We start from the raw sequence: 23,891 nt of genomic DNA, 5'->3' as shown, positions 1-23,891 counted from the left end.
ACAACGAAACGAAAAGGAGCATCATGAGCGACTACGCCGTCGTCAATCCCGCCACCGGCGAGACCCTCGCCGAGTACGACACCCTGACCGACGCCGGGGTGGAGAGCGCGATCGCCTCCGCTCACGACGGGTACCGCGTGTGGTCGCGCACCGCGCCCGCTGACCGCGCCGCCGCGATCCGGCGCGTGGCCGAGCTGCACCGCGAACGCCGCGAGGAGCTCGCCGCGATCATCGTGCGCGAGATGGGCAAGCCGCTGGAGGCGGCCCTCGGCGAGGTCGACTTCGCCGCCGACATCACCGAGTACTACGCCGACAACATCGACAAGATCACCGGTGACACCCCGCTCGACATCCTGGGCGAGGGCACCGCGGTCATCCGCCGCTCGCCGCTGGGCGTGCTGCTGGGCATCATGCCGTGGAACTTCCCCTACTACCAGGTCGCGCGATTCGCCGCCCCGAACCTCGCGGTCGGCAACACGATCCTGCTCAAGCACGCACCCCAGTGCCCCGAGTCGGCCGAGGCGCTGCAGGCGATCTACCGTGATGCGGGACTTCCCGACGGCGCCTACGTCAACATCCGCGCCACCAACGACCAGGCGGCGACCATCATCGCCGATCGCCGCGTGCAGGGCGTGTCGGTGACCGGCTCCGAGCGCGCCGGTGCCGCGGTCGCCGAGATCGCCGGCCGCAACCTCAAGAAGGTCGCCCTCGAGCTCGGCGGGTCCGACCCGTTCATCCTGCTGTCGACCGACGACCTGGATGCCGCGGTGCAGGCCGCCGTCGACGCGCGCCTCGACAACAACGGCCAGTCGTGCAACGCCGCGAAGCGCTTCATCGTCGCCGACGACCTCTACGACGGCTTCCTGTCGAAGTTCACCGCCGCGCTCGGCGAGGCGAAGGTCGGCGACCCGTTCGCCGATGACACGGTGCTGGGCCCGCTGTCTTCGCTCACCGCGGCCGAGCGCCTCGACGAGCAGGTGCAGCGCGCGGTCGCGCAGGGCGCCACCGTCGAGGTCGGCGGCACGCGCGACGGCGCCTTCTACCCCGGCACGGTGCTCACCGGCGTCACGAAGGACATGGACGCGTACGGCGAGGAGTTCTTCGGCCCCGTCGGCACGGTCTACCGCGTCTCGAGCGAAGACGAGGCCGTCGAGCTCGCCAACGACACCGGCTACGGACTGGGGTCCTACGTCTTCACGACGGATGCCGAGCAGGCCCAGCGCATCGCCGACAAGATCGAGGCCGGAATGGTCTACGTCAACGTCGTGCTCGCCGACTCTCCCGAACTGCCGTTCGGCGGCGTGAAGCGCAGCGGCACCTCGCGCGAGATGGGACTGCTCGCCGCGGACGAGTTCGTGAACAAGAAGCTCATCCGCACGATCTGATCGCTCTGACGTCCCCCGGTCCGGTTCGCCGGGCCGGGGGACGTCTGCGCGCGGGCCTCGCCATCCTCGGTCGTGAGGTCGAGGTGAGGCATCGGGCGGGTCGTGGGGTGCACCACGGGTGAGATCGGCGGGCGTCCACCGCGACTTTCCGGACGTGGCGCGGGGATCGGCCGCCCGCGGGTCGGGAGGGCGTCATCCGCGACTGGAACACTTCGGGCGCTGTCGACTCGGGCAGCCTTTCCCGAAGGAGTATCCGTTGCATCCGTCCTCCGTCCGGCTGTCGCCGCAGCGTGCCCTACGTCTGCTGGCGCTCGTCCTGTCCGTGCTCTTCGTCGCCGGTCTGGCCGTCGCGTCACCGGCTCAGGCGACGTCGCTCCCGTCGCCCCCGCCCTTGCCGTCGAGCTCTCCCTCGCCATCGGTCCCCGCTCAGCCCACGCCGTCGACCCCGTGCGGTTACGACATCTGCGGCGTGCGGCTTCCCAACGTCAACGGACGGGACTATCTCACCTCGCGCGGTTCCTCGGAGTCATCCGCGCCGGTCGGGATGGAGCCGCTGGACACTCCCGAGAAGGCGACGTTCAACATCCAGGATGCCGGCGACGGCTCGGTCTACATCCGTGACTACCGCGACCAGTGCCTCGTCTGGGAGCCGATCCCCGAGACGACCGTCCCCGTGTGGCTCGGGACCGGCCCGTGCACGGGCTCCGTGGCCGAGCGGTGGTACTTCCAGAACCAGGACTACGCCAATTCCTGGGCCATCCGCAAGGTGGGGTGGTCGGACGGATCGAAGGACGATCGCTGTATGGACGTCTCGATGGGCGAGACGGGCCCGCGGAGCAAGATCCTTCCGCGGGGCTGCAAGAAGTCGTCGTCGAATTGGCAGAAGTTCATGGCCTTCGCGGTCGACCCGTCGCAGGCTCAGGCCGTTAAGGACGCCATCCAGGACCGCGCAACCCGCTTCGCCGCGACGCAGTGCGAGGAGGCGAAGATCGTCACCTGCGGGTTCCTGCTGGGCGGCGTCTCGGGAGGGACGCTGAGCACTCCCGAGCTCGTCGGGCTGACGGGGTTCAACTACGACCAGATCGACCAACCGGAGGAGATGAAGGTCCAGCACATCAAGTCGGCCACCGTGAGCTTCGGTTGGGGCTCGCGGTTCTCGTTGAAGGTCGAGGCCGGGGCCCTCGGCTTCGCCAAGACCGAGTGGACCGTCGAGATGTCGTGGAATGCCAACAAGAGCTGGACCGACACGCAGTCGATCGATCAGACCTTCCACATCACCACGCCCGCCGGAGGGTACGCGTGGGCCGCCTACGCGCAGACCATCCGCACGGTCACGGGCACAGTCACCTACACCGTCAAGGACACGGGAAAGTCCTGGACGGCTCCGTCGACGGTCACGCTGCCCTCCCAGGAGAACGGTCCGATCCGCAGCGCGATCATCCTGTGCAACAGCCGGTCGACGAACAAGTTCTGCATCCAGACGGCCCCCGTGATGAACGGACTCACCAATCGCAGCGCGAGCACCGCGAAGCCGGCCGGGGTCGACTGGCTCACCGCGGTCGAGGACGACGAGCAGATGTGCTCGGGGACCGCGATCAGCGAGTCGTGGGTGCTGACGTCGAAGAGCTGCCCGACGGCCCGCGTGCGGTTCGTCGGGGCCGAGGGTGCCGACGCCCCCGCGATCGCGGTCGACAGGACGGTGGATGCCGCCTCCGGCAACATCCGTCTGCTCCACCTCTCCACGCCCCGGCCGCTGAGCGCGTACCCCTCGCTCGATCTCACGGGCGCACCCACGGAGGGCGACACCGCGACCGCTTACACCGTCGGCACTCCGGGGGCACTCTCGCCGTCTCGTTCGCAGGTGAGCGTGTCGACGGTGGGAGCCGACGCGCGACGCGGAGGGGACGTCATCCAGGTCGGCACGAAGGATGCTCCCGCCCTGCAATCGGATGCCGGGGGACCGCTTCTCGTGGGCGGACGACTGGTGGGCATCGGCTCGTGGCAAGCAACGGCAGGAGCGTCTCCGACCGGCGGCTACGCCGCTCTGCGCTCGGCTGCGGCGGCGATCGCCCCCGAGGTGATCGGAGACGTCGTCGCGAAGGACGGCGTCGCCAAGATCACGATCGGCAAGAACCTCTTCGGCTCGAAGACCCGCGTCATGGTGTGGGCCGACGGGCGATACGTTGCGGAGACCTACGACGGCACCAACTACTACGCGGGCATCGGCGAGAACGCGGACGGCACCATGACCCTTTACGCCAACGTCCCCCGCGGGGCTCTCGTGCAGGTCGGCATCAGCGACGGGGCGCCCGGCGGGGGAGCCTCGGCCGCGACCACCCGCGTCCAGCAGGCCGTGCTGGCCGACACCGCCGCGACGCTCTCGCTCGACGATCAGGGGCACCTGACGTACGCGGCGTCGCGGAACCTGACCGACGGAGACCGGCGCGTCATGGTGTTCGTGAACGATCGCTACATCGGGGAGACCTACCGGGGCGTCAGTTACTACATGGGGTACGCGAAGGATGCCACGAACACCACGATGTACCCCGGCGGCACGTTCGCACGCGGCGACGAGGTCGAGATCCGTCTGGTCCAGGGCGCTCCGGGGGAGCCGACCGGCACCGCCTCCGTGCTGAGCCAGCGCATCCTCTGAACGGGTCGCGGCGGCACCCGTGACGTGCCGTGTCCCCCGGTCCGGTTCGCCAGGCCGGGGGACATGGCATAGACTGGGGAGTGCAGTCGAAATCTGCATTCTTTCGCTGTGCCCTCGGGTACGCGGCATCCCTCCCCGAGGAATTCCAGGCGGAAGCGCGCCGGTTTCGCATCCTGGATCCCTCGGGATCTTAGGGCGGTAGCTCAATTGGCAGAGCAGCGGTCTCCAAAACCGCAGGTTGCAGGTTCGATTCCTGTCCGCCCTGCGCACAGCGCACGCTGGCACAGACAGAGACCTAGGTGGTTCGATGACGCAGGACGAGGCGAAGGGCGAGGTCGTCGCAGACCGCGGCGCGCCCCGCGAGAAGAAGCTCAACTTCTTCGCGCGGATCGCCCTCTTCATTCGTCAGGTCTTCGCGGAACTGCGCAAGGTCGTCACCCCCACGCGGCAGGAACTGATCAAGTTCACCGCCGTCGTCCTCGGGTTCGTCGTCGTGATGATGGCGATCGTCTACGGCCTCGACGTGTTGTTCGTGTGGATCACCACCGCCGTCTTCGGCGTCCCCGGTACCGCCGGCGCCTGACCGGCGTCTGGGCGGACGCGCGGCGCCAAGAGCGGCCGCCTCTGAACGGAAGAGATCACAGTGTCTGAAAGATATGTCGACGACGCCGACTGGGCCACGGCCGCCGAGCAGTCCAGCGAGGACGACGAGGCCCAGGAGGGCAACGTGCTCGAGTCCCAGGAGCGCGCCTCCGACTCGGCCGAGCACACCGCGGTCCACATCGTCGACGACGAGACCGACACAGACGACGCCGATCTCGGCGACCTCGACATCACCGACCCGGAGGCGGACGCGATCGTGAACGACGCTCTCGAGATCGACGAGACCAGCGAGGCCGAGGCCGCAGCCGAGGTGCTCACCGATTCCCTGGCCGAGGAGCAGGCCGAAGAGGCCGCCGAGGCCGCCGACGAGGTCACCCCCTACGACGGTCCCGACGTCAACGGCGAGCCCGACGCGCCCGTGCTCGACGAGGACTTCGTCGACGAGGTCAACGCGGCCGCCGGTGTGGTCGACGAGGCCGAGGCGTCCGAGTCGCCCGCCGACGCCGCGGAGGCGCCGGAAGACGCCGACTCCGCCGACGACGAAGACGTCGACCCCTACGACGCGTTCCGCGCCGAGCTGCGATCGCTCCCGGGCAAGTGGTACGTCATCCACTCCTACGCCGGCTTCGAGCGCAAGGTGAAGGCCAACATCGAGCAGCGCAAGTCGACGCTCGAGGTCGAGGACGACATCTACCAGGTCGAGGTCCCGATGGAGGACGTCGTCGAGATCAAGAACGGCCAGCGCAAGATGGTCAACCGCGTGCGCATCCCCGGCTACGTGCTGGTGCGCATGGACCTCAACGAAGACACCTGGTCGGTCGTGCGTCACACCCCCGGTGTCACCGGCTTCGTGGGCAACGCCCACAACCCGACCCCGCTGCGCTTCGAGGAGGCCTTCACCATGCTGAAGAGCCTGGTCGAGGTCAAGGAGTCCGCTCCCGCCAAGGCCGGAGCGGCCAAGGGCGCCCCGACCGCTCAGCGCGTCATCCCCGCCGAGGTCGACTTCGAGGCCGGCGAGACGATCACGATCAAGGAGGGCTCGTTCGCGGGTCTTCCCGGCACGATCAGCGAGATCAAGCCCGAGAGCGGCAAGCTCACGGTCCTCGTCTCGCTCTTCGAGCGCGAGACCCCGGTCGAGCTGTCGTTCGACCAGGTCACCAAGATGGTCTGACGCCCCGCGCGTCCCGCGAACGCCCCGCCCGGCCCCGGCCGCGCGGGGCGTTCGCCGTTCCGCGCCGCGATCTCGCGCCTGGCGTCGCGCCGTGTCTCGGCACGCACGGCGTTTATCGGCACATGGGGCCGGGCGCGCACGGGCGACGACGCACGCTGGGGGAGGGGAGGGCGCGGGATGCCGGAAGGCGCCGCGTCGCGTATGATGGCAAGGTTGCGTGCTTCGGCGCGCGACGACCGCTGCCCGGAACCGCCGGGCGTGCGGGAGAGAGGGAACCGCGAGGGTCCCGCTCGAGAGAGGAAAAGGATATGGCACCCAAGAAAAAGGTGACCGGCCTGATCAAGCTCCAGATCAAGGCGGGCGCGGCCAACCCCGCGCCGCCGATCGGTCCGGCGCTCGGTCAGCACGGCGTCAACATCATGGAGTTCTGCAAGGCGTACAACGCGGCGACCGAGGCCCAGCGCGGCAACGTCATCCCCGTCGAGATCACCGTCTACGAGGACCGCAGCTTCACGTTCATCCTGAAGACGCCCCCGGCTGCAGAGCTCATCAAGAAGGCCGCCGGCCTCGCGAAGGGCTCCTCGACGCCCCACACGGTCAAGGTGGGCAAGCTCACCAAGGACCAGGTCCGCGAGATCGCCACCACGAAGCAGCCCGACCTGAACGCGAACGACATCGAGGCCGCCTCGAAGATCATCGCCGGCACCGCCCGTTCCATGGGCATCACGGTCGAGGACTGAGGGAGATAACAATGGCTACCAAGTCCAAGGCATTCCGCGCCGCTGCTGAGAAGATCGCGGCCGACACGTTCTACACCCCGACCGAGGCCGTCGCCCTCGCGAAGGAGACCGGCTCGAAGAAGTTCGACTCGACCGTCGAGGTCGCACTGAAGCTCTCGGTCGACCCCCGTAAGGCCGACCAGATGGTCCGCGGCACGGTCATCCTGCCCCACGGCACGGGTAAGACCGCGCGCGTCATCGTCTTCGCCAACGGCCCCGCGGCCGAGGCGGCCCTCGCCGCCGGCGCCGACGAGGTCGGTGGCACCGAGCTGATCGAGAAGGTCGCGGGCGGGTACACCTCGTTCGACGCCGCCGTCGCCACGCCCGAGCTCATGGGCCAGGTCGGACGCCTCGGTAAGGTCCTCGGACCCCGCGGGCTCATGCCGAACCCCAAGACCGGCACCGTGACCCCCAACCCGGCCAAGGCCGTCGAGGAGATCAAGGGCGGAAAGATCGAGTTCCGCGTCGACAAGCACGCCAACGTGCACTTCGTCGTCGGCAAGGCCTCGTTCTCGGCCGAGCAGCTCGACGAGAACCTGAAGGCCGCGCTTGAGGAGATCGTCCGCCTCAAGCCGTCCAGCTCGAAGGGCCGTTACATCCAGAAGGGCGCCGTCTCGACCACCTTCGGTCCCGGCATCCCGCTGGACGTCAACGCCATCGTCTGACGTTCGTCTCACGGAAGCCCCGCCGCGCCTCGTGCCGGCGGGGCTTCTGCGTGCGCGCCGTGCACGAACGTGCAACACAACGTCATCCAGGAAGACGATCACACGCCGACGTGTTGTGCTGGAGGGTCGCGGTCGTCCTGGCCCGCACCCCCTGAACGTCATCCCCACATCACACATGTCTGGAACAGCTATGCCCCGTCGTCGTCTGACCGTCCTCGCCGCCACCCTGGGCCTGAGCGCCCTCGCGCTGACCGCCTGCAGCGGTGGAACCACCTCGGGCGCCTCGTCCGACGCCGGCTCCGAGTACGACCTCGTCTCGGGCGGCACCCTCACGGTCGCCACTGAGGGCACCTACCGCCCGTTCTCGTACCACGAGGGTGCGGGCGAGCTCACCGGCTTCGACGTCGAGATCGCCAAGGCCGTCGCCGACAAGCTCGGCCTGGAGGTGAAGTTCCAGGAGACCCAGTGGGATGCCATCTTCGCGGGCCTGGACGCCGGTCGTTTCGACGTGATCGCCAACCAGGTGTCCATCAACCCGGAGCGCCAGGAGAAGTACACCTTCAGCTCGCCCTACACCGTCTCGCGTGGAGTGGTCGTGACCACCGAGGACGACGACTCGATCTCGAGCTTCGCCGACCTGTCGGGCAAGACCACCGCGCAGTCGCTCACGAGCAACTGGTACGAGCTGGCCACCTCCAGCGGAGCCCAGGTCGAGGCCGTCGAGGGCTGGGCGCAGGCCGTGGCGCTGCTCAAGCAGGGCCGCGTGGATGCCACGATCAACGACCAGCTCACCTACCTCGACTACGAGAAGACCAACAGCCCCACGGGCCTGAAGATCGCCGCCGAGACCGAGGACACCTCCGAGAGCGCCTTCGCCTTCAAGAAGGGGCAGGACGAGCTCGCGGATGCCGTGAACTCGGCCCTCGAGGAGCTGCGCGCCGACGGTACGCTGACCCAGATCAGCGAGAAGTACTTCGGCGCCGACGTCACCCAGTGACACCCCCGGCGCATCCACGCGCTGTAAACCCCACGGATCATCCGCCTCGCACCCCCTAGCGTGAGAGGCGGATGATCCGTGCTCGCGTGAGACGCGCGCCCCGAACGAAGAAGGAGGCCCATGAACGACCTGTGGACGTTGTTGCTCGACTCGTTCTGGCCGATGGTGGTGGCCGGGATCACGGGCACGATCCCGCTGTCGCTGGCCTCCTTCGCGATCGGTCTCGTGATCGCGCTGCTCATGGCGCTCCTGCGGCTGTCGCCGAACGTGGTGCTGTCGGGATTCGCCCGCTTCTACATCTCGATCATCCGCGGCACGCCGTTGCTGGTGCAGCTGTTCGTGATCTTCTACGGTCTGCCGGCGGTCGGCGTCGTGATCGACCCGTTCCCCGCCGCCGTCATCGCCTTCTCCCTCAACGTCGGCGGGTACGCGGCGGAGGTCATCCGGGCGGCGATCCTCTCCGTCCCGCGCGGACAGTGGGAGGCAGCCCACACCGTCGGGCTGTCGCCGGCGAAGACGCTGACGCGCATCATCCTCCCGCAGGCCGCGCGGGTGTCGGTGCCGCCGCTGTCGAACACCTTCATCTCGCTCGTGAAGGACTCGTCGCTGGCATCCCTCATCCTCGTGTCGGAGCTGTTCCGCCAGGCGCAGAACATCGCGGCGTTCTCGTACGAATTCATGGCCGTCTACCTCGAGGCGGCACTCATCTACTGGCTGTTCTGCCTGGTGCTGTCGTTCGCGCAGAACGCCCTCGAGAAGAGGTTGGACCGCCATGTCGCCCACTGATCCCACCCCCGCGCTGCTGACGGTCACGGGGCTGACGAAGAGCTTCGGCGCCAACCGCGTGCTCGACGGCGTCGATCTCGAGGTGCGCCGCGGAGACGTGCTCGTGCTGATCGGTCCCTCGGGGTCGGGCAAGACCACCGTGCTGCGTTGCCTGAACGGTCTCGAGACGCCCGACGAGGGTGTCGTGGCGTTCGACGGCGGGCCGCGGGTCGACTTCGCGCAGAAGGTGACCAAGGCCGATCGCGGCGCGATCCGCGCCCGTTCGGCGATGGTGTTCCAGCACCACAACCTCTTCCCGCACCTCACCGTGATCGAGAACGTGATCGAGGGTCCCGTGCAGGCGCAGGGGGTGCCGAAGGCGACGGCCGTCGCCAACGCCGAGCGCCTGCTCGCGCGCGTCGGCCTCGCCGAGAAGCGCGACGCGTATCCCTCGGAGCTGTCGGGCGGTCAGCAGCAGCGCGTGGGCATCGTGCGGGCACTCGCCCTGCAGCCCGACCTGCTGCTCTTCGACGAGCCCACGAGCGCCCTCGATCCCGAACTGGTCGGCGAGGTGCTGAAGGTCCTGCGCGAACTCGCGAACGAGGGGTGGACGATGGTCATCGTCACCCACGAGCTCGGCTTCGCGCGCGAGGTCGCCGACGAGGTGCTGTTCTTCGACGAGGGCGCGATCGTCGAGCGCGGGGCTCCCGCGAAGCTGTTCACGCAGCCGCAGAAGGAGCGCACGCGGCGCTTCCTCGACCGCCTGCTCCGGCCGCTGGACGGGCCCGACCCGGAGTGAGCCGCGGCATCGGGCCGCTCGACCGTCTCGCGTGGCACCCTGGGAGGGTGAACCGCCTGCAGACCGCGCTCGGCATCGATCTGCCGATCGTCCTCGGCCCGTTCGGCGGACTGTCGTCGATCGAGCTGACCGCGGCGGTGAGCGACGGAGGGGGACTGGGGTCGTTCGGGCTCTACGGCTACGCCCCCGCTCGCATCCGCGACACGATCGACCGACTGCGCCGATCGACGACGCGCCCCTTCGCGGTGAACCTGTGGATGCCGCGCGGCGACGAGGTCGCCCCGGACGACGTCGACGTGCGGCCGTTCCTCGACGCCGCCGGTCCGCTGTTCGACGAGGCGGGCGTGCCCGTGCCCTCTCCGCCCGAGGAGTTCGTCCCGCCCTTCGCCGCGCAGCTCGACGCCGTTCTCGAGGCGCGACCGGATGTGCTGAGCGTCGTCTTCGGCGTCCCGGATGCCGAGACCCTGGTGCGCGCGCACGAGCGGGGGATCGCCGTGATCGGCACGGCCACCTCGGTCGCCGAGGCCCGTGCACTGGACGCGGCGGGCGTCGACGCGATCGTGGCGACGGGAGCGGAGGCGGGAGGGCACCGGGTCTCGTTCCTGGCGGATCCCGCCGCCTCGCTCGTGGGGACCTTCGCCCTCGTGCCGCAGGTGGTCGACGCCGTCGCCGCGCCGGTCATCGCCGCGGGCGGGATCGCCGATCGTCGCGGAGTCGCGGCGGCGTTCGCCCTCGGCGCCGAGGGGGTGCAGGTGGGCACCGCGTTCCTCCGCACGCGCCAGTCCGCCGCGACGGCCGGCCATCGCGCCGCGATCGCCGCCGCGTCCGACACCGACACGCGATTGACGCGGGCCATGAGCGGTCGGCTGGCGCGTGGCATCCCGAACCGGGCGGTGCGCGAGATCGAGGCCTCGGGGATGATCGCGCCGTTCCCGGCGCAGAACTGGCTCACGGGCGTGTTCCGTGCGGCGGCGACCGCGTCGGGTGATGGCGAGCTGGTGTCGTTGTGGGCCGGGCAGGCCGCCGGGCTCAGCCGCCTCGACGACGCCGGCGAGGTGCTCGCCGAGCTGCGGGCCGGGTTGCCGGGTTAGGGCGTCGCCTCAGACGGTCTCGCGGATCTCGAAGCCCTCGGGCACGTCCACGGACTCCCCGCTCTCGAGCACGTCGACATCGGCGACCCGAGACGACGGCGGTCCCTCGTGCGCCCACGCGATGACGCCCTCGACCGCGTCGGGGTCACCCGCGACGAGCGCCTCGACGGCACCGTCGCTCCGATTGCGCACCCAGCCCCGCGTGCCGAGGCGTTGCGCCTCGGCCCGCAGCGCCCAGCGGAAGCCGACGCCCTGCACGCGGCCGGTCACGGTGATCGTCACTGTTCGCATCCGTCCATTGTCGTCGCGTCGACGACGGGCGCGGGGGACAGGCGGCGTTTCGCGTCGAGTGGTCGGATCCCGCCCCGAACGTCCCGACGCGCGGGGAGTATCGGGCCCCGGGGCGACGCGGTACCGGTCAGTGCGGGAGCACGAGCGAAACGGCGATCGCGACCATGACCACGGCGATCAGCGCGTCGAGGATGCGCCATGCCCGCGGGGTGTCGAGCCACCTGCCGAGGTAGCGCGCGCCGAAGCCGAGCGCGGTGAACCACACCAGGCTCGCCAGGCACGCACCGACGGCGAAGGCCCAGCGACCGTCCCCGTGGGTCGAGGCGACGGAGCCGAGGAGGAACACGGTGTCGAGGTACACGTGGGGGTTGAGCCAGGTGAGCGCGAGGCACGTCAGCACGGTCGTCGCGAGCGTCGTGCGGGTCCGAAGCGCCGTGCCACCGGCATCCGGGATCGGAGGGGATGCTGCGGTTCCGACGCTCAGCGTCTGCCCGCTCGGGCGCAGCGCGCGGCGGGCCGCGAGCACGGCGTAGCCGAGCAGGAAGGCCGCCCCCGCCCACCGCACCACCACGAGCAGCCACGGCACCGCCTGCAGCACGAGGCCGATGCCCGACACGCCCAGCAGGATCAGTACGGCGTCGGAGGTCGCGCACACGGTGACCACCGCGACCAGGTGTTCGCGGCGTACGCCTTGGCGCAGCACGAACAGGTTCTGCGCCCCGATGGCGATGATGAGCGAGAAACCGAGGCCGAGTCCGGCGAGCAGAGAGGCGAGCACGTTCCGACGGTAGGCCCGGAGTGATCGGCAGACCAGCTCAGGATTCTGAATCACCGTTAGCATCGCTTCATGTCGATCCCGCTCGATCTCGCCCGCACCCTCGCCGTCGTCGTGGAGGAGGGCACCCTGGATGCCGCGGCCCGTCGCCTGCACATCACCCCGTCGGCGGTGAGCCAGCGCCTGCGCGCGCTGGAGGACCGCGTGGGCCGGGTCGTGCTCGTGCGGTCGAAGCCGGTGCGCACGACCGAGGCCGGTGACGCCGTCGTCCGTCTCGCGCGCCAGCTCGCCCTCCTCGAGCACGACGCCCTGACGGCGATCGGGGCGGAGGGCGGGGCCACCGCCTCCCTCCCGCTCGCGGTGAACGCCGACTCGCTCGCGACGTGGTTCCTCCCGCCCCTGGCCCGGGTGGCGGCCGCGCACGCGGTCGTGTTCGACCTCCACCGCGACGACCAGGACTTCACCGCGGGGCTGCTCGAGTCGGGAACGGTGATGGCGGCGGTGACCTCGCGCGAAGCGCCGGTGGCGGGCTGCCGCGTGCGCCCCCTCGGCATCCTCCGCTACGAGCCCGTGGCGACGGTGGGGTTCGCCGCGCGCTGGTTCGCGGGCGGAGCGGATGCCGAGGCCCTCTCGAGGGCACCGCTGGTCGACTTCGACCGCCGCGACGATCTGCAGACGCAGTGGCTCGCCCGTCGAGGGGTGGCCGCGGGGGACCCTCCGCGCCATCGCGTTCCCGCCTCGCAGGATTTCGCGACCGCGATCGAACTGGGCCTGGGGTGGGGGCTCCTGCCCGGATTCCAGTCCGCGCCGGGCCTCGAGGCCGGCACCCTCGTGCGTCTCGCGGACGACGCGATCGACGTGCCGCTCTACTGGCAGCAGTGGAACCTCACGTCGCCCCTTCTCGATCTCGTGGCCGAGGAGGTGGTGTCCGAGGGGCGCCGCCGTCTCGCGGGAGTCTGACTCAGTCGTCGCTGACGCGCAGCACGACCTTGCCGCGCGTGTGTCCGCGCTCGATCGCGGCGTGCGCCTGCCCCGCTTCGTCGAGGTCGAACACGCGCTCGATGTACACGCGCACGGCGCCCGAATCCAGCAGGCGCCCGATCGTGGCCAGGGCGCCCCCGTCGGGGATGGTCTTGAAGTCGGTGGAACGGATGCCGCGTACCGCGGCCGCCTCGCGGAAGCCGGGCCATGCACCGGTGGGCACCTCGATCAGGAGCCCGCCGGGTCGCAGCACGTCGAGCGATCGGGTGCCGGTGTCGTCGGAGACGTTGCCGATCAGGTCGATGACCACGTCGACGGTGCCGACGACGTCTTCGAAGCGCGTGGAGGTGTAGTCGACGACCTCCGCCGCGCCCAGCTCGCGCAGCCAGTCGAGGTTGCGGGGCGAGCCCGTGGCGATCACGTGGGCACCGAAGTAGGCGGCGAACTGCACGGCGAAGTGACCGACGCCTCCGCTCCCGGCGTGGATGAGGATGCGCTGCCCCTGGTGGGCGAGGGCGGTCTCGACGACGATCCCCCACGCGGTCAGCGCGGCGACGGGCACGCCCGCGGCCTCGACGTGCGAGAGGGAGACGGGCTTGCGAGCGAGCGAGAGCGTGGGCACGACGACGTACTCCGCGTAGGTCCCCGAGGTGCGCGGAACAGCCGCCATGCCGTAGACCTCGGTGCCGGCGGGGAACGGGTGGGCATCGAACGGCGCCCGCACGACGACCCCGCTGACGTCGAGACCGAGAACCGCCGGCCACGAGTCGATCGCCGACGACATTCCGCGGCCCGCGCGGGTCTTCGCGTCGATCGGGTTCACTCCCGCGGCCACCACGCGCACCAGGACCTCGCTGAGGACCGGGGTGGGCACCGCGACCTGATCGACGCGGAGGGTCTCGGCCGACCCCGGCTCGTCGAGGACCACGGCATCCATGGTCTCGGGAACCGCCGGAGCGGGGTGGAGGGCGGCCTCGGGACGCGTCGATCGGAATCTCATCGGGCGCTCTCTCTCGCGTGCGGCGGTGTCGCGGCGGCTCCGCCGCGGTCTCCACAGTCAAGCGCGCCATTGTCTCGACGGTGTTACACCTCGGTCACCGTGTCGCGAAGCCGGGGACACCCCGCGTCAGGGGCCTCGACGATCGGGCCGCTCAGCCGCGTGCGGGGACCTCGCCGACGGCGAGGGCGTGCAGCAGGGTCGACAGGTGGCGGATGTCGTCGATCGACCAGTCGGCGATCGCGTCGAACAACCGGCTCTCGTGCGGGGCGCGGGCGTCGGCGAGGCGGCTGTGCCCGAGCTCGGTGACCGCGATGAGACGCGAGCGGCGATCGTTCGGGTCGGGCGTGCGGGTCACGAGCCCGAGATCCTCGAGCTCGGTGATCGAGCGGCTGAGGAATCCCTTGTCGGCGGCGAGCCGCTCGGCCAGAGCCGAGAGGGTGAGCGGGCCGAAGCGGCTGACCACCGACAGCGCCTTGAACGTGGCCGGGAGCATCCCGGGGCTGACCCGTTCCGCCGCCTCGGAGACGAAGCGGCGGAACACGGTCATGAGCTCGGAGAACGACGACTCCAGGGCCTGCACGGCCTCACGGCGGTCATCGTCCACGTCGCTCATCACGTCAGACATCCTCTCCCATCCCGGCGTCTCGGCGCGCACGGCGCGAGGATGCGGCATCCTGCGTCGGCACGGTTCCGGTCGCGGAGAGCGTCGCCATGCCCTCGGGCACCGAGACCGTGGCGAAGTCGGCCTCGCTCGCGGCGACGCGCTCCGTGGTCGTCATGCGGGTGAGCGGGCGGTTCGGCAGGAACAGGATCGCGATGAGGCTCACCACGGCGACGGGCACGGCGATGAGGAACGAGTGCGCGATCGACTGGGCGTAGATGTCCTCGACGATCACGCGCACGCTCTCGGGCAGCGTCGAGACCTGCGGGATCGCACCCGACTGCAGCGACTGGGCGACGGCTGCGCCCTTCTCGCCGAGCCCCATGATCGCGGTCTTCAGGTCGTCGGCGCGGTCGGTGAACAGGCTCGTCGCCATGCTCGCCAGCGCCGCACCCATGACCGAGACGCCGATCGTGCCGCCGAGGCTGCGGAAGAACGTCACTCCCGAGCTCGCCGCACCCATCTGAGTGGGGTTCGCGGTGTTCTGCACGACCAGCACCAGGTTCTGCATCGTCATGCCCACGCCGGCGCCCAGCAGAGCCATGTAGATCGAGACGAGTGCGAAGTTGGTGTCGTAGTGGATGGTCGACAGCAGGAACGATCCCGCGATGAGCAGGGCGCCTCCCGCGATGAGGAAGGGCTTCCAGTGCCCGAAGCGCGAGATGAGCGCGCCCACGACGATCGACGACACCAGGAGCCCGCCGATCATCGGGATGGTCATGACGCCGGCCTCGGTGGGCGTGGCGCCACGGGCCATCTGCATGTACTGGCTGAGGAAGACCGAGGTGCCGAACATCGCCAGGCCGGTCGCGATCGAGGCGATCGTGGCGAGGGTGAAGGTGGCGTCGCGGAAGAGGTTGAGCGGCACGAGGGGCTCCGACGAGCGCAGCTCGACGACCACGAAGAGGATCGCGGCGACGACGGCTCCGCCGACCATCAGCAGCGTTTCGGTGCTGGCCCACTCGAACGTGCTGCCCGCGTTGGTCACCCAGATGAGCAGCAGAGATACGGCCGCCGACAGCAGCACGATGCCGAGGTAGTCGATCTTGACCTTCCGCTTCGCGCGCGCCGGCAGGTGCAGCGCGCGCTGCTGGATGAGCAGGGCGGCGACGGCGAAGGGGAGGGCGACGAAGAAGTTCCACCGCCAGCCGAACGCATCGGTGATGACACCGCCGAGGAGGGGGCCGCCGACCGTGGCCACGGCCATGACGGCACCGAAGAGGCCCATGTAGCGACCGCGCTCGCGCGGGCTGATGATGTCGGCCATGATGACCTGGCTGAGGGCCGCGAGGCCACCGGCGCCGAGGCCCTGAACGGCCCGGAAGCCGATGAGCATGTCGGTGTTCTGCGAGAAGCCGGCGGCGGCGGTGGCGAGCACGAAGATCGCGATCGCGACCTGGATGAGCACCTTGCGGTTGAACAGGTCGGCGAGCTTGCCCCAGATGGGGGTGGAGATCGCGGTGGTCAGCAGGGTCGCCGTGATGACCCAGGTGTAGGCGTTCTGGTCGCCCGACAGGTCGTGCACGATGACGGGCAGCGACGTCGAGACGACGGTCGAGGCGAGCATCGACACGAACGTGCCGAGCAGCAGCCCGATGAGGGCCGGGAGCACGCGCCGCGGCGCGACGGTCTCGGGGGAAATGGTGGTCATGCGGAACTCCACGAAAGGGGGATGGATGCCGCGACGACGCTGGCGCGATTAGTTGACTGATGTCAACGATACGCCTGTTGCTTGACTTGCGTCAACTATTAATCGACGAGCGCGAGAGCGCGATACCTCTCGGTGGGTTCCGGTCGCACCGGTTGGCGCGCCTGCATGGTGCGGCGGTAGAGCTCGTCGATGAGCGAGGTGGCCAGGCCCACGAGCTTGGCGATCTCGCGCTCATCGCGTTCGATCCACTGGCAGCGCGGTTCGTCGTGCAGGGGGACGAAGCCGTCGTGCTGCTCCCAGGCCACGAGCGTGCGCTCGGCGCCGAGCACGTGCTGCTGCCACCAGATCTGGCGCATGTACGTCTTGGGGATCGAGCGCCACGCCTTGTTGGTGGTCTTGATCTCGGCGAGGATCACGCGACCCTCCCCGTCGACGACGACACCGTCGGGGGTCGCGAGGTGCCTCTTCTCGACGACCGCGTGATACAGTGCCGACGAGGGGCGGATGCCGTGCGTCGCGGCCACCCAGGCGGCGATCTCGGGCTCGCGTCGACGGCCGTGGGCCGTGAACGCGTTGCCCGAGAAGTTCGAGCCCATGAGCTTGGCATCCGCTGCTCGCGAGATGGCGTTGGCGCTGGTGAGTGCCGCGACGTCGGTGGCGGTGATCCCGCGCGAGCGGGCCCGGATCCAGGCGACGCGATCACGGGAATCGGCGACGATGCGAGCGTCGAGGTCGGCGCTGCGCGACGCGACGAGCTCGGGGGACATGCGTTCGACCCTAACCCCGTCCGGCCGTGGAGCGCATGCGAGCCCCGGCGCGTCGGCATCCGGGTCTTGTCCGCGAGGTAAGGGTGACCTAAGTTGTTCGCATGGATGCGAAGCCCGAGATGCTGCGTCGCCCCGACGGCGGCCTCTGGCGCGACCTCGAAGGTGCGGTGCTCCTCGGGGGAGACGCGCAGAACGTGCCGGAGATGCGACGCATCGCCGCCGCCCTGTCTCCGGTCGCGCACCTCACCGTCGTGGTCGAGGTGTGCGGATCGGACCAGGTCGGCGTGATCGACGCGGGGGACGGGCGGGTGAGCTGGCTCGATCGCGCGCTCGAGGGCGAGCTCCGTCCGCGCGGCGAGCGTCTGGCGCAGGCCATCCACGCCTGGTGCGCCGAGTGGGCGTGCGGCGAGGCGCCGGTGTGCACGGTGTGGCTCGGCGCTCGCACGCCGTCGCGCATCGTGCGGATGACCCAGGCGCTGCTACCGGAGCCGCGGGTGTCGTAGGCGCGCCCACCCTGCGGCGGGAGGACCGGCGCCCACGCGCTCACGCTGGCGTCAGGGGAGGGCCGCTGCCCGCGTCTTCAGTCCGGTGTCTACGTCGACCGCGCCGCACATGTCGGGCGGCCGCCCGCCGAGCGGCATCGGGTCGCCGTCGATGGTGATGGTGGGCGGCAGCGAGGGCGGGGCGCGAGGGCGGGGCGGTGCGCGGGCGGATTGGCGCGCGGCGCGAGGGTCGGGTACAGTAATGACCAAGCCAAAGACCGTCGGTCATCGTCGTGCTCGCATGTCGATCGAAGCGTCTGCTGAAAAGCAGGGGACCTACGCAGGTAAACGAAACTCTTCTGAGCTCCGTGCGCCTGCGCCGGAGCTCTTCTTTTTTGTCCGGACCCCGGTGTCTTCGGCCGGCGCCCCGCCTCCGCGGAGCGCCTCGTACACACAAGGAGTGGCCATGGCGCAGAAGGATGCATCGGTCGCCGAGCTCACGAAGAACTTCGAGAACTCGACCGCCGTTCTGCTGACCGAGTACCGCGGTCTGACGGTTGCCCAGCTCAAGCAGCTGCGCAACGACATCCGTCAGGACGCGGATTACGCCGTGGTGAAGAACACGCTGACCAAGATCGCCGCGTCCAACGCGGGGGTCACGGGACTGGATGACGAGCTCAAGGGCCCGTCCGCCATTGCGTTCGTGCACGGCGACCCCGTCGCCGTCGCGAAGAGCCTGCGTGCCTTCGCCAAGGCTAACCCTCAGCTCGTGGTGAAGGGCGGCTACTTCGATGGCGCCGCTCTGACCGCGGATGAGGTCAACAAGCTCGCCGATCTCGAAAGCCGTGAAGTCCTGCTGGCGAAGCTCGCCGGCGCGATGAAGGCGACGATGACCAAGGCGGCATACGTCTTCCAGGCGCTTCCGTCGAAGGCCGTTCGCACGGTCGACGCGCTGCGCGAGAAGCAGGACACCGCGGCCTGACCCGGCCCGGCTGATTAACCCGATCAAGGAGATACAACATGGCTAAGCTCAGCACCGAAGAGCTGCTCGACGCGTTCAAGGAGCTCACGCTCATCGAGCTGTCCGAGTTCGTCAAGGCGTTCGAGGAGACCTTCGACGTCACCGCTGCCGCCCCCGTGGCCGTGGCCGGCCCCGCCGCCGGTGGCGCCGCCCCCGCCGAAGAGGTCGAGGAGAAGGACTCGTTCGACGTCGTCCTCGAGGCTGCCGGTGACAAGAAGATCCAGGTCATCAAGGTCGTCCGCGAGCTCACCTCGCTCGGCCTCGGCGAGGCCAAGGCCGTCGTCGATGGCGCTCCCAAGGCCGTGCTCGAGGGCGCGAACAAGGAGACCGCCGACAAGGCCAAGGAGGCCCTCGAGGCCGCCGGCGCCACGGTGACCCTGAAGTAATTTCAGACACACCGTCGCTTTCGCGACACCCAGAACCCCGGATGCCGATCGGCATCCGGGGTTCTGTCGTCTCCGCCGCGACGCGGCGACGTGCCGATGTGGGACACCGTGGTCCCTCGCGCGCCGTGGAACCGGGTGTCCGCTGCTGCGGAACCGGAATTCACCGAATGGAAACGAAAGAAGTCTGGGAAAAAGGTATGGGCATCGTTTACGGTCGTTGAGAACACCCCCCCCGTCGATCCCCCCATCCGACGTCGATCTCGTTCACGCGTCCACTCGTGCGTCGGTACCTGGAGACCCATGCTCATCGCTTCATCCGGCGCGCCCGCGCGCCGTTTCACGACCGCTCTCAGCGCCGCCCTCGGCGCCGCTCTGCTCGGTTCCGCCCTGGCCCCCCTGCCCGCTTTCGCGGCCGACGGCGCGAAGGTGGTGATCAATGAGGCCTACCTGAAGGGCGGGAGCGCCGGCGCGCCGTACGCGAAGAAGTTCGTCGAGCTGTACAACGCCGGCGACACCGCGCAGGACCTGACCGGCTGGTCGCTGCAGTACCGCTCCGCCTCCAACGTCGATGCACCCTCCGGCGCGAACACTCAGGCGCTCAGCGGATCGATCGCCGCAGGCGGCTACTACCTCATCGCGCTCCCCGGCAACGGCAACGGAGACGTCGGTGCCCCTCTGCCCGCCGCCGATGCCACCAGCGCGGGGCTGAACCCGTCGGGGACGACCGGACAGCTCTTCCTCGCCGACGTCACGGAGCCGCTCGCTCTGCCCGCCGGTTCGGTCGACGACGACCGCGTCGTCGACTTCCTGGGCTACGGCGCCGGCGTGAGCTTCGAAACCGCCCCGGCCGTCGTCGACGGCCCGAACGGCACCCCGAACTCCCTCGTGCGCACGGATTTCGTCGACACGGATGACAACTCCGCCGACTTCACCAACACCGCGACGGTGACGCCGCAGGGGTCCGGGGGAGCCGCCCCCGAGCCGCAGCCGACCGAGGAGCCCTCACCCTCTCCGACGACCCCCGTCCCGGGCGAGGTCACCCCGATCCGCGAGATCCAGGGGACCGGTGCGACGACACCGCTCGACGGCACCGTGGTCACCACCCGCGGCGTCGTGACCGCCGCGTACCCGACCGGCGGCTACAACGGCTTCTTCCTTCAGACGGAGGGAACCGGAGGCGCGGTCGACGTCGCCACCCACACCGCCTCCGACGCGATCTTCGTCTACGGCTCCGACGCCGCGGCATCCGTCGCCATCGGCGACCACGTCGAGGTGACCGGAACCGCGGGCGAGTTCTCCGGACAGACGCAGCTCACCGCCGACGCCGCCAGTGTCCGCGTCCTCACCGAGGAGGCCGCCCCGGTCGCCCCCGCGGAGATCACGTGGCCGAAGAACGACGAGGAGCGCGAGCGCTTCGAGGGCATGCTGCTGGCGCCGCAGGGCGACTTCACCGTGACGAACAGCTACTCGACGAACCAGTACGCCGAGGTGGGGCTGGCGGCGGGCACGACCCCGCTGCGCACGCCGACCGACGTGGCGCGTCCCGACACACCCGACTACGCCGCGGCCGTCGCCGCCAACAAGGCCCGCGCCGTCGTGCTCGACGACGGTGCCTCGCTGAACTTCCTCACCACCGCGCAGGACGTCCCGCTCCCGTACGTGTCGCTGACCGACCCCGTGCGCGTCGGTGCCGCCGTGACCTTCACGCGTCCGGTGATCCTCGACTACCGCAACAACGCCTGGAAGTTCCAGCCGACTCAGCAGCTGACCGTCGACAACGCCGCGACCGTGCAGCCCGCGACCTTCGCGAACACCCGCACGGCGGCCCCGGAGCCGGTCGGCGGCTCGGTGAAGATCTCGAGCTTCAACGTGCTCAACTACTTCACCACCACGGCGGAGAGCGTCGGGTGCACCTCGACCTACGACGACCGTGAGGGCAACCCGATCACGGCCGACACCTGCCCCGATCCCGGCCCCCGCGGAGCAGCGGACGCGGTGAACCTCGCCCGCCAGCAGGCCAAGATCGTCGCCGCCGTGAACGGGCTGGGCGCCGACGTTGTCTCGCTCGAGGAGATCGAGAACTCGGCCGTCTTCGGCAAGGACCGCGACGACGCCCTGTCCACCCTCGTCGACGCCCTCAATGCGGCGCTGGATGCCGAGGAGTGGACCTTCGTGCCCTCGCCGGCGGACCTTCCGGCGTCGGAGGACGTCATCCGTACCGCCTTCATCTACAAGAAGGCCGTCGTCGCCCCGATCGGCGACAGCGTCATCCTGGACGACCCGGCCTTCTCGAACGCCCGGCAGCCGCTCGCCCAGGCCTTCGCCCCCGTCGACGACGCGGATGCCAAGATCCTCGCGATCGTGAACCACTTCAAGTCCAAGGGGGACAGCCGTCCCGCGGCGACCGGCGACAACGCCAACGGCATCCAGGGCGCCTTCAACGGCGATCGCGTGCGCCAGGCGCAGGCCCTCGGAGCCTTCGCCGCGGAGCGGTCGGCGGCGGTCGGAACCGACGACGTCTTCCTGCTCGGCGACTTCAACGCCTACACGCAGGAGGACCCGATCGAGACCCTGCGCTCGTTCGGCTTCGAGCCGCTGGAGGCGGGAACGGGCAAGTACTCGTACTCGTTCAGCGGGCAGTCGGGGTCGCTCGACCACGTGCTCGCCTCGCCCTCGGCGCGCGAGCTCGTGACCGGCGTCGACATCTGGAACATCAACGCCGTCGAGGCGCTCGCCCTGGAGTACAGCCGCTTCAACTACAACGCGCTGAACTTCTACGACGAGTCCCCGTACCGCTCCAGCGACCACGACCCCGTGGTCGTGGGTCTCGACCTGTCGTCGACGACGGAGCTCAACCTGCTCAACATCAACGACTTCCACGGCCGCATCGACGCCAACACGGTGAAGTTCGCGTTCACGATCGAGTCGCTCCGCGCGGAGGGCGGCGAGGACGACACGCTGTTCCTCTCCAACGGCGACAACATCGGTGCGTCGCTGTTCGCCTCCTCCAATGCCGGTGACAAGCCGACCATCGACGTGCTGAATGCGCTCGACCTGGCGGCATCCGGGGTCGGGAACCACGAGTTCGACAAGGGCGCCGACGACCTCGTCGGCCGGGTCGGCGATCTCGCCGACTTCCCGTACCTGACGGCCAACGTCTACCGCAACGGCGAGCCGCTGCTCCCCGGCTACGAGATCTTCGAGGTCGACGGCCTTCGGGTCGGCGTGATCGGTGCGGTCACCGAGGAGACGGCCTCGCTCGTGACACCCGGTGGCATCAGCGGCGTGGAGTTCCGCGAGCCGGTGGCCGAGGTCAACCGCGTGGTCGCCGAGATCCGCGACCAGGTCGACGTGATCGTCGCCGAGTACCACGAGGGAGCCGCGAAGGGCGGGTCGCTCGACGACGCGCTCGCCGCGGGCGGCGCGTTCGAGCGCATCGTGGACGAGACGGACGCCGACGTCGACGCGATCTTCACGGGGCACACCCACGAGGAGTACGTCTGGGATGCACCGGTCCCCGGCACGGACGGCACGCGACCGGTGCTGCAGACCGGAAGCTACGGCGAGAACATCGGCCAGATCGTGCTGAGCGTCGACCGCGAGAGCGGCGAGGTCGTGGGGCACACCGCCCGCAACGTGCCGCGTCTCGCGGGCGAGGTCGTCGATGGCGACCCGGGGAAGACGGCCGAGAACAGCGCGGCCCTCGACGCCGAGCTCATCGCCGGATACCCGCGCGTGGCCGAGGTGGCGGACATCGTCGCCGCGGCGCTCGCCGACGCCGACCGCGTCGGATCGCAGCCGGTGGGCTCGGTCGACGCCGACATCACCACCGCCTTCACCGGTGGGGCCTACGTCGACGGCGTCTACGCGGGCGGCAAGCGCGACGACCGGTCGCGGCCCTCGGCGCTCGGCTCACTCGTCGCCGATGCGCTGCTGGCGACCCTCAGCGACCCCGCTCGCGGCGGCGCCGACATCACCGTGGTCAACCCGGGCGGTCTGCGCGCCGAACTCCTGCGCGGAGACGACGGGGTCATCACCTTCGCCGAGGCGAACGCGGTGCTGCCCTTCGTCAACAACCTGGGCACCACGGCGCTGACGGGAGACCAGGTGCGCCGCCTCCTCGAGCAGCAGTGGGGCGATGCGGCGGGTCGCGAGGCCACCCTCGCCCTGGGCGTCTCGGAGAACGTGCGCTACACCTACGACGCCGCGCGGCCCGCGGGCGAGCGCATCACGGGCGTATGGATCGACGGTGCGGCGATCGATCCGGCCGCCACCTACCGGGTCGGCTCCTTCAGCTTCCTGCTGCAGGGCGGCGACGCGTTCTCGGTTTTCGCCGAAGGCACCGACTCCCGCGACTCGGGTCTCATCGACCGCGACGGGTGGATCGCCTACCTGCAGCAGAACCCGGGATTGAGCCCCGACTTCGCGGTTCGCTCGGCCCAGGTGCAGGGTGTGCCGGCCGAGACGAGCCGGGGTGCGCAGGCCGCGTTCACGGTGTCGGGTCTCGACCTGACCTCGCTCGGCAGCCCGCTCACGACCGAGGTGACCGCGACGGTCGGAGGGGGAGCCCCGGTGTCGTTCCCGGTCGTCGACGGCGCGGCGCAGATCGCGCTGGACGTGCCGACGGATGCGCCGGACGTCGTCGATGTCACCCTCACCACGGCGTCGGGCGCGACGGTGACCGTGCCGCTGCGCGTCACCGACGCGGCCGCGGGTGACGGTTCGGGCGCGGGATCGGGCGCCGGCGACGGAGCGGATGCGGGCGGCAGCGCTCCCGGCGGCTCCGGTGCGCTTCCCGTGACCGGCACCGACACCGCGTGGATGGGGGCGGGCGTTCTCGCCGCCCTGGCTCTGCTCGGCCTCGGTCTGGCTGTTCGTCGCCGCAGCTCGCTGCACCGCATCGAGTGATCGCACACTGAAGGAACGGAGGACCCGGATGCCACGGCATCCGGGTCCTCCGTAGTTGCA

21 protein-coding genes and 1 tRNA gene are annotated in these 23,891 nt (G+C 69.9%); 16 read left to right on the top strand and 6 right to left on the bottom strand.

What is annotated here, in order from left to right:
- Window positions 1-23: 23 nt before the first annotated feature.
- The 11 genes from Q0818_RS09230 (at window position 24) to Q0818_RS09180 (ending at window position 10,908) form a co-directional block, all read left to right on the top strand.
- Window positions 24-1,385 carry an NAD-dependent succinate-semialdehyde dehydrogenase gene (locus Q0818_RS09230; RefSeq protein ID WP_298873784.1) on the top strand — a complete coding sequence of 454 codons (1,362 nt, stop codon included), beginning with the start codon at window positions 24-26 and terminating at the stop codon, window positions 1,383-1,385.
- A gap of 256 nt (window positions 1,386-1,641) precedes the next feature.
- A complete protein-coding gene (locus Q0818_RS09225; RefSeq protein WP_298873782.1) occupies window positions 1,642-4,038 on the top strand; it encodes a trypsin-like serine protease in 2,397 nt (798 codons plus the stop codon).
- A gap of 192 nt (window positions 4,039-4,230) precedes the next feature.
- Window positions 4,231-4,303: transfer RNA gene (locus Q0818_RS09220), tRNA-Trp, on the top strand.
- A 42-nt stretch (window positions 4,304-4,345) separates the two neighbouring features.
- The gene (gene secE, locus Q0818_RS09215) at window positions 4,346-4,621 is read left to right on the top strand and encodes a preprotein translocase subunit SecE (protein ID WP_298873780.1); all 276 of its coding nucleotides are present in this window, start codon (window positions 4,346-4,348) and stop codon (window positions 4,619-4,621) included.
- A 60-nt stretch (window positions 4,622-4,681) separates the two neighbouring features.
- Window positions 4,682-5,812, top strand: coding sequence for a transcription termination/antitermination protein NusG (gene nusG, locus Q0818_RS09210; RefSeq protein ID WP_298873777.1), 1,131 nt, complete (start codon window positions 4,682-4,684; stop codon window positions 5,810-5,812).
- Between the two features lie 308 nt (window positions 5,813-6,120).
- Complete coding sequence (rplK, locus tag Q0818_RS09205; protein WP_013585556.1) at window positions 6,121-6,552, top strand: 50S ribosomal protein L11; 432 nt, start codon at window positions 6,121-6,123, stop codon at window positions 6,550-6,552.
- Window positions 6,553-6,563: 11 nt separating this feature from the next.
- Complete coding sequence (gene rplA / locus Q0818_RS09200) at window positions 6,564-7,256, top strand: 50S ribosomal protein L1 (RefSeq protein WP_298873776.1); 693 nt, start codon at window positions 6,564-6,566, stop codon at window positions 7,254-7,256.
- Window positions 7,257-7,446: 190 nt separating this feature from the next.
- On the top strand, window positions 7,447-8,253 hold the full coding sequence (locus tag Q0818_RS09195; protein WP_298873775.1) for an amino acid ABC transporter substrate-binding protein: 807 nt from the start codon (window positions 7,447-7,449) through the stop codon (window positions 8,251-8,253).
- Between the two features lie 120 nt (window positions 8,254-8,373).
- Window positions 8,374-9,039 (top strand): amino acid ABC transporter permease, encoded by a 666-nt coding sequence (locus Q0818_RS09190; protein WP_298873774.1) that lies wholly within the window; start codon window positions 8,374-8,376, stop codon window positions 9,037-9,039.
- On the top strand, window positions 9,026-9,817 hold the full coding sequence (locus tag Q0818_RS09185; protein WP_298873773.1) for an amino acid ABC transporter ATP-binding protein: 792 nt from the start codon (window positions 9,026-9,028) through the stop codon (window positions 9,815-9,817). The genes Q0818_RS09190 and Q0818_RS09185 overlap by 14 nt, the downstream gene beginning before the upstream one ends.
- A gap of 56 nt (window positions 9,818-9,873) precedes the next feature.
- Window positions 9,874-10,908: a nitronate monooxygenase gene (locus Q0818_RS09180; RefSeq protein ID WP_298874241.1), complete on the top strand. Its 1,035-nt coding sequence runs from the start codon at window positions 9,874-9,876 to the stop codon at window positions 10,906-10,908.
- A 9-nt stretch (window positions 10,909-10,917) separates the two neighbouring features.
- Here Q0818_RS09180 and Q0818_RS09175 read toward each other — a convergent pair whose 3' ends face one another.
- Both Q0818_RS09175 and Q0818_RS09170 read right to left on the bottom strand, forming a co-directional pair.
- The gene (locus tag Q0818_RS09175; RefSeq protein WP_298873772.1) at window positions 10,918-11,199 is read right to left on the bottom strand and encodes an acylphosphatase; all 282 of its coding nucleotides are present in this window, start codon (window positions 11,197-11,199) and stop codon (window positions 10,918-10,920) included.
- Window positions 11,200-11,326: 127 nt separating this feature from the next.
- Entirely contained in the window at window positions 11,327-11,977 is a 651-nt protein-coding gene (locus Q0818_RS09170) for a LysE/ArgO family amino acid transporter (RefSeq protein WP_298873771.1), read from the bottom strand.
- A gap of 69 nt (window positions 11,978-12,046) precedes the next feature.
- Here Q0818_RS09170 and Q0818_RS09165 point away from each other — a divergent pair, with 69 nt between their 5' ends.
- Entirely contained in the window at window positions 12,047-12,934 is an 888-nt protein-coding gene (locus Q0818_RS09165) for a LysR family transcriptional regulator ArgP (RefSeq protein WP_298873770.1), read from the top strand.
- Between the two features lies 1 nt (window position 12,935).
- Here Q0818_RS09165 and Q0818_RS09160 read toward each other — a convergent pair whose 3' ends face one another.
- From Q0818_RS09160 to Q0818_RS09145, 4 genes are all read right to left on the bottom strand, one after another.
- Complete coding sequence (locus tag Q0818_RS09160) at window positions 12,936-13,955, bottom strand: NADP-dependent oxidoreductase (protein WP_298873769.1); 1,020 nt, start codon at window positions 13,953-13,955, stop codon at window positions 12,936-12,938.
- Between the two features lie 151 nt (window positions 13,956-14,106).
- Window positions 14,107-14,568, bottom strand: coding sequence for a MarR family transcriptional regulator (locus Q0818_RS09155; protein ID WP_366943139.1), 462 nt, complete (start codon window positions 14,566-14,568; stop codon window positions 14,107-14,109).
- Window positions 14,569-14,572: 4 nt separating this feature from the next.
- Window positions 14,573-16,267 (bottom strand): MDR family MFS transporter, encoded by a 1,695-nt coding sequence (locus tag Q0818_RS09150; RefSeq protein WP_298873768.1) that lies wholly within the window; start codon window positions 16,265-16,267, stop codon window positions 14,573-14,575.
- Window positions 16,268-16,365: 98 nt separating this feature from the next.
- A complete protein-coding gene (locus tag Q0818_RS09145; protein ID WP_298873767.1) occupies window positions 16,366-17,034 on the bottom strand; it encodes a YqaJ viral recombinase family protein in 669 nt (222 codons plus the stop codon).
- Between the two features lie 101 nt (window positions 17,035-17,135).
- On the opposite strand from Q0818_RS09145, the gene Q0818_RS09140 reads away from it, so the two are divergent.
- The 4 genes from Q0818_RS09140 (at window position 17,136) to Q0818_RS09125 (ending at window position 23,831) form a co-directional block, all read left to right on the top strand.
- Window positions 17,136-17,537: a hypothetical protein gene (locus Q0818_RS09140; RefSeq protein WP_298873765.1), complete on the top strand. Its 402-nt coding sequence runs from the start codon at window positions 17,136-17,138 to the stop codon at window positions 17,535-17,537.
- A gap of 445 nt (window positions 17,538-17,982) precedes the next feature.
- Window positions 17,983-18,498, top strand: a complete 516-nt coding sequence (rplJ, locus tag Q0818_RS09135; protein ID WP_243499995.1) for a 50S ribosomal protein L10 — start codon at window positions 17,983-17,985, stop codon at window positions 18,496-18,498.
- Between the two features lie 38 nt (window positions 18,499-18,536).
- Complete coding sequence (rplL, locus tag Q0818_RS09130) at window positions 18,537-18,923, top strand: 50S ribosomal protein L7/L12 (RefSeq protein ID WP_058232706.1); 387 nt, start codon at window positions 18,537-18,539, stop codon at window positions 18,921-18,923.
- 300 nt (window positions 18,924-19,223) lie between these two features.
- Window positions 19,224-23,831, top strand: a complete 4,608-nt coding sequence (locus Q0818_RS09125; RefSeq protein ID WP_298873755.1) for an ExeM/NucH family extracellular endonuclease — start codon at window positions 19,224-19,226, stop codon at window positions 23,829-23,831.
- Window positions 23,832-23,891 lie beyond the last annotated feature (60 nt).

The organism is uncultured Microbacterium sp. (assembly GCF_947489255.1).
GTDB lineage: Bacteria > Actinomycetota > Actinomycetes > Actinomycetales > Microbacteriaceae > Microbacterium > Microbacterium phycohabitans.
Note: the sequence above shows the minus strand (reverse complement) of the source record. Positions and strands in the feature narration are given on the sequence as shown.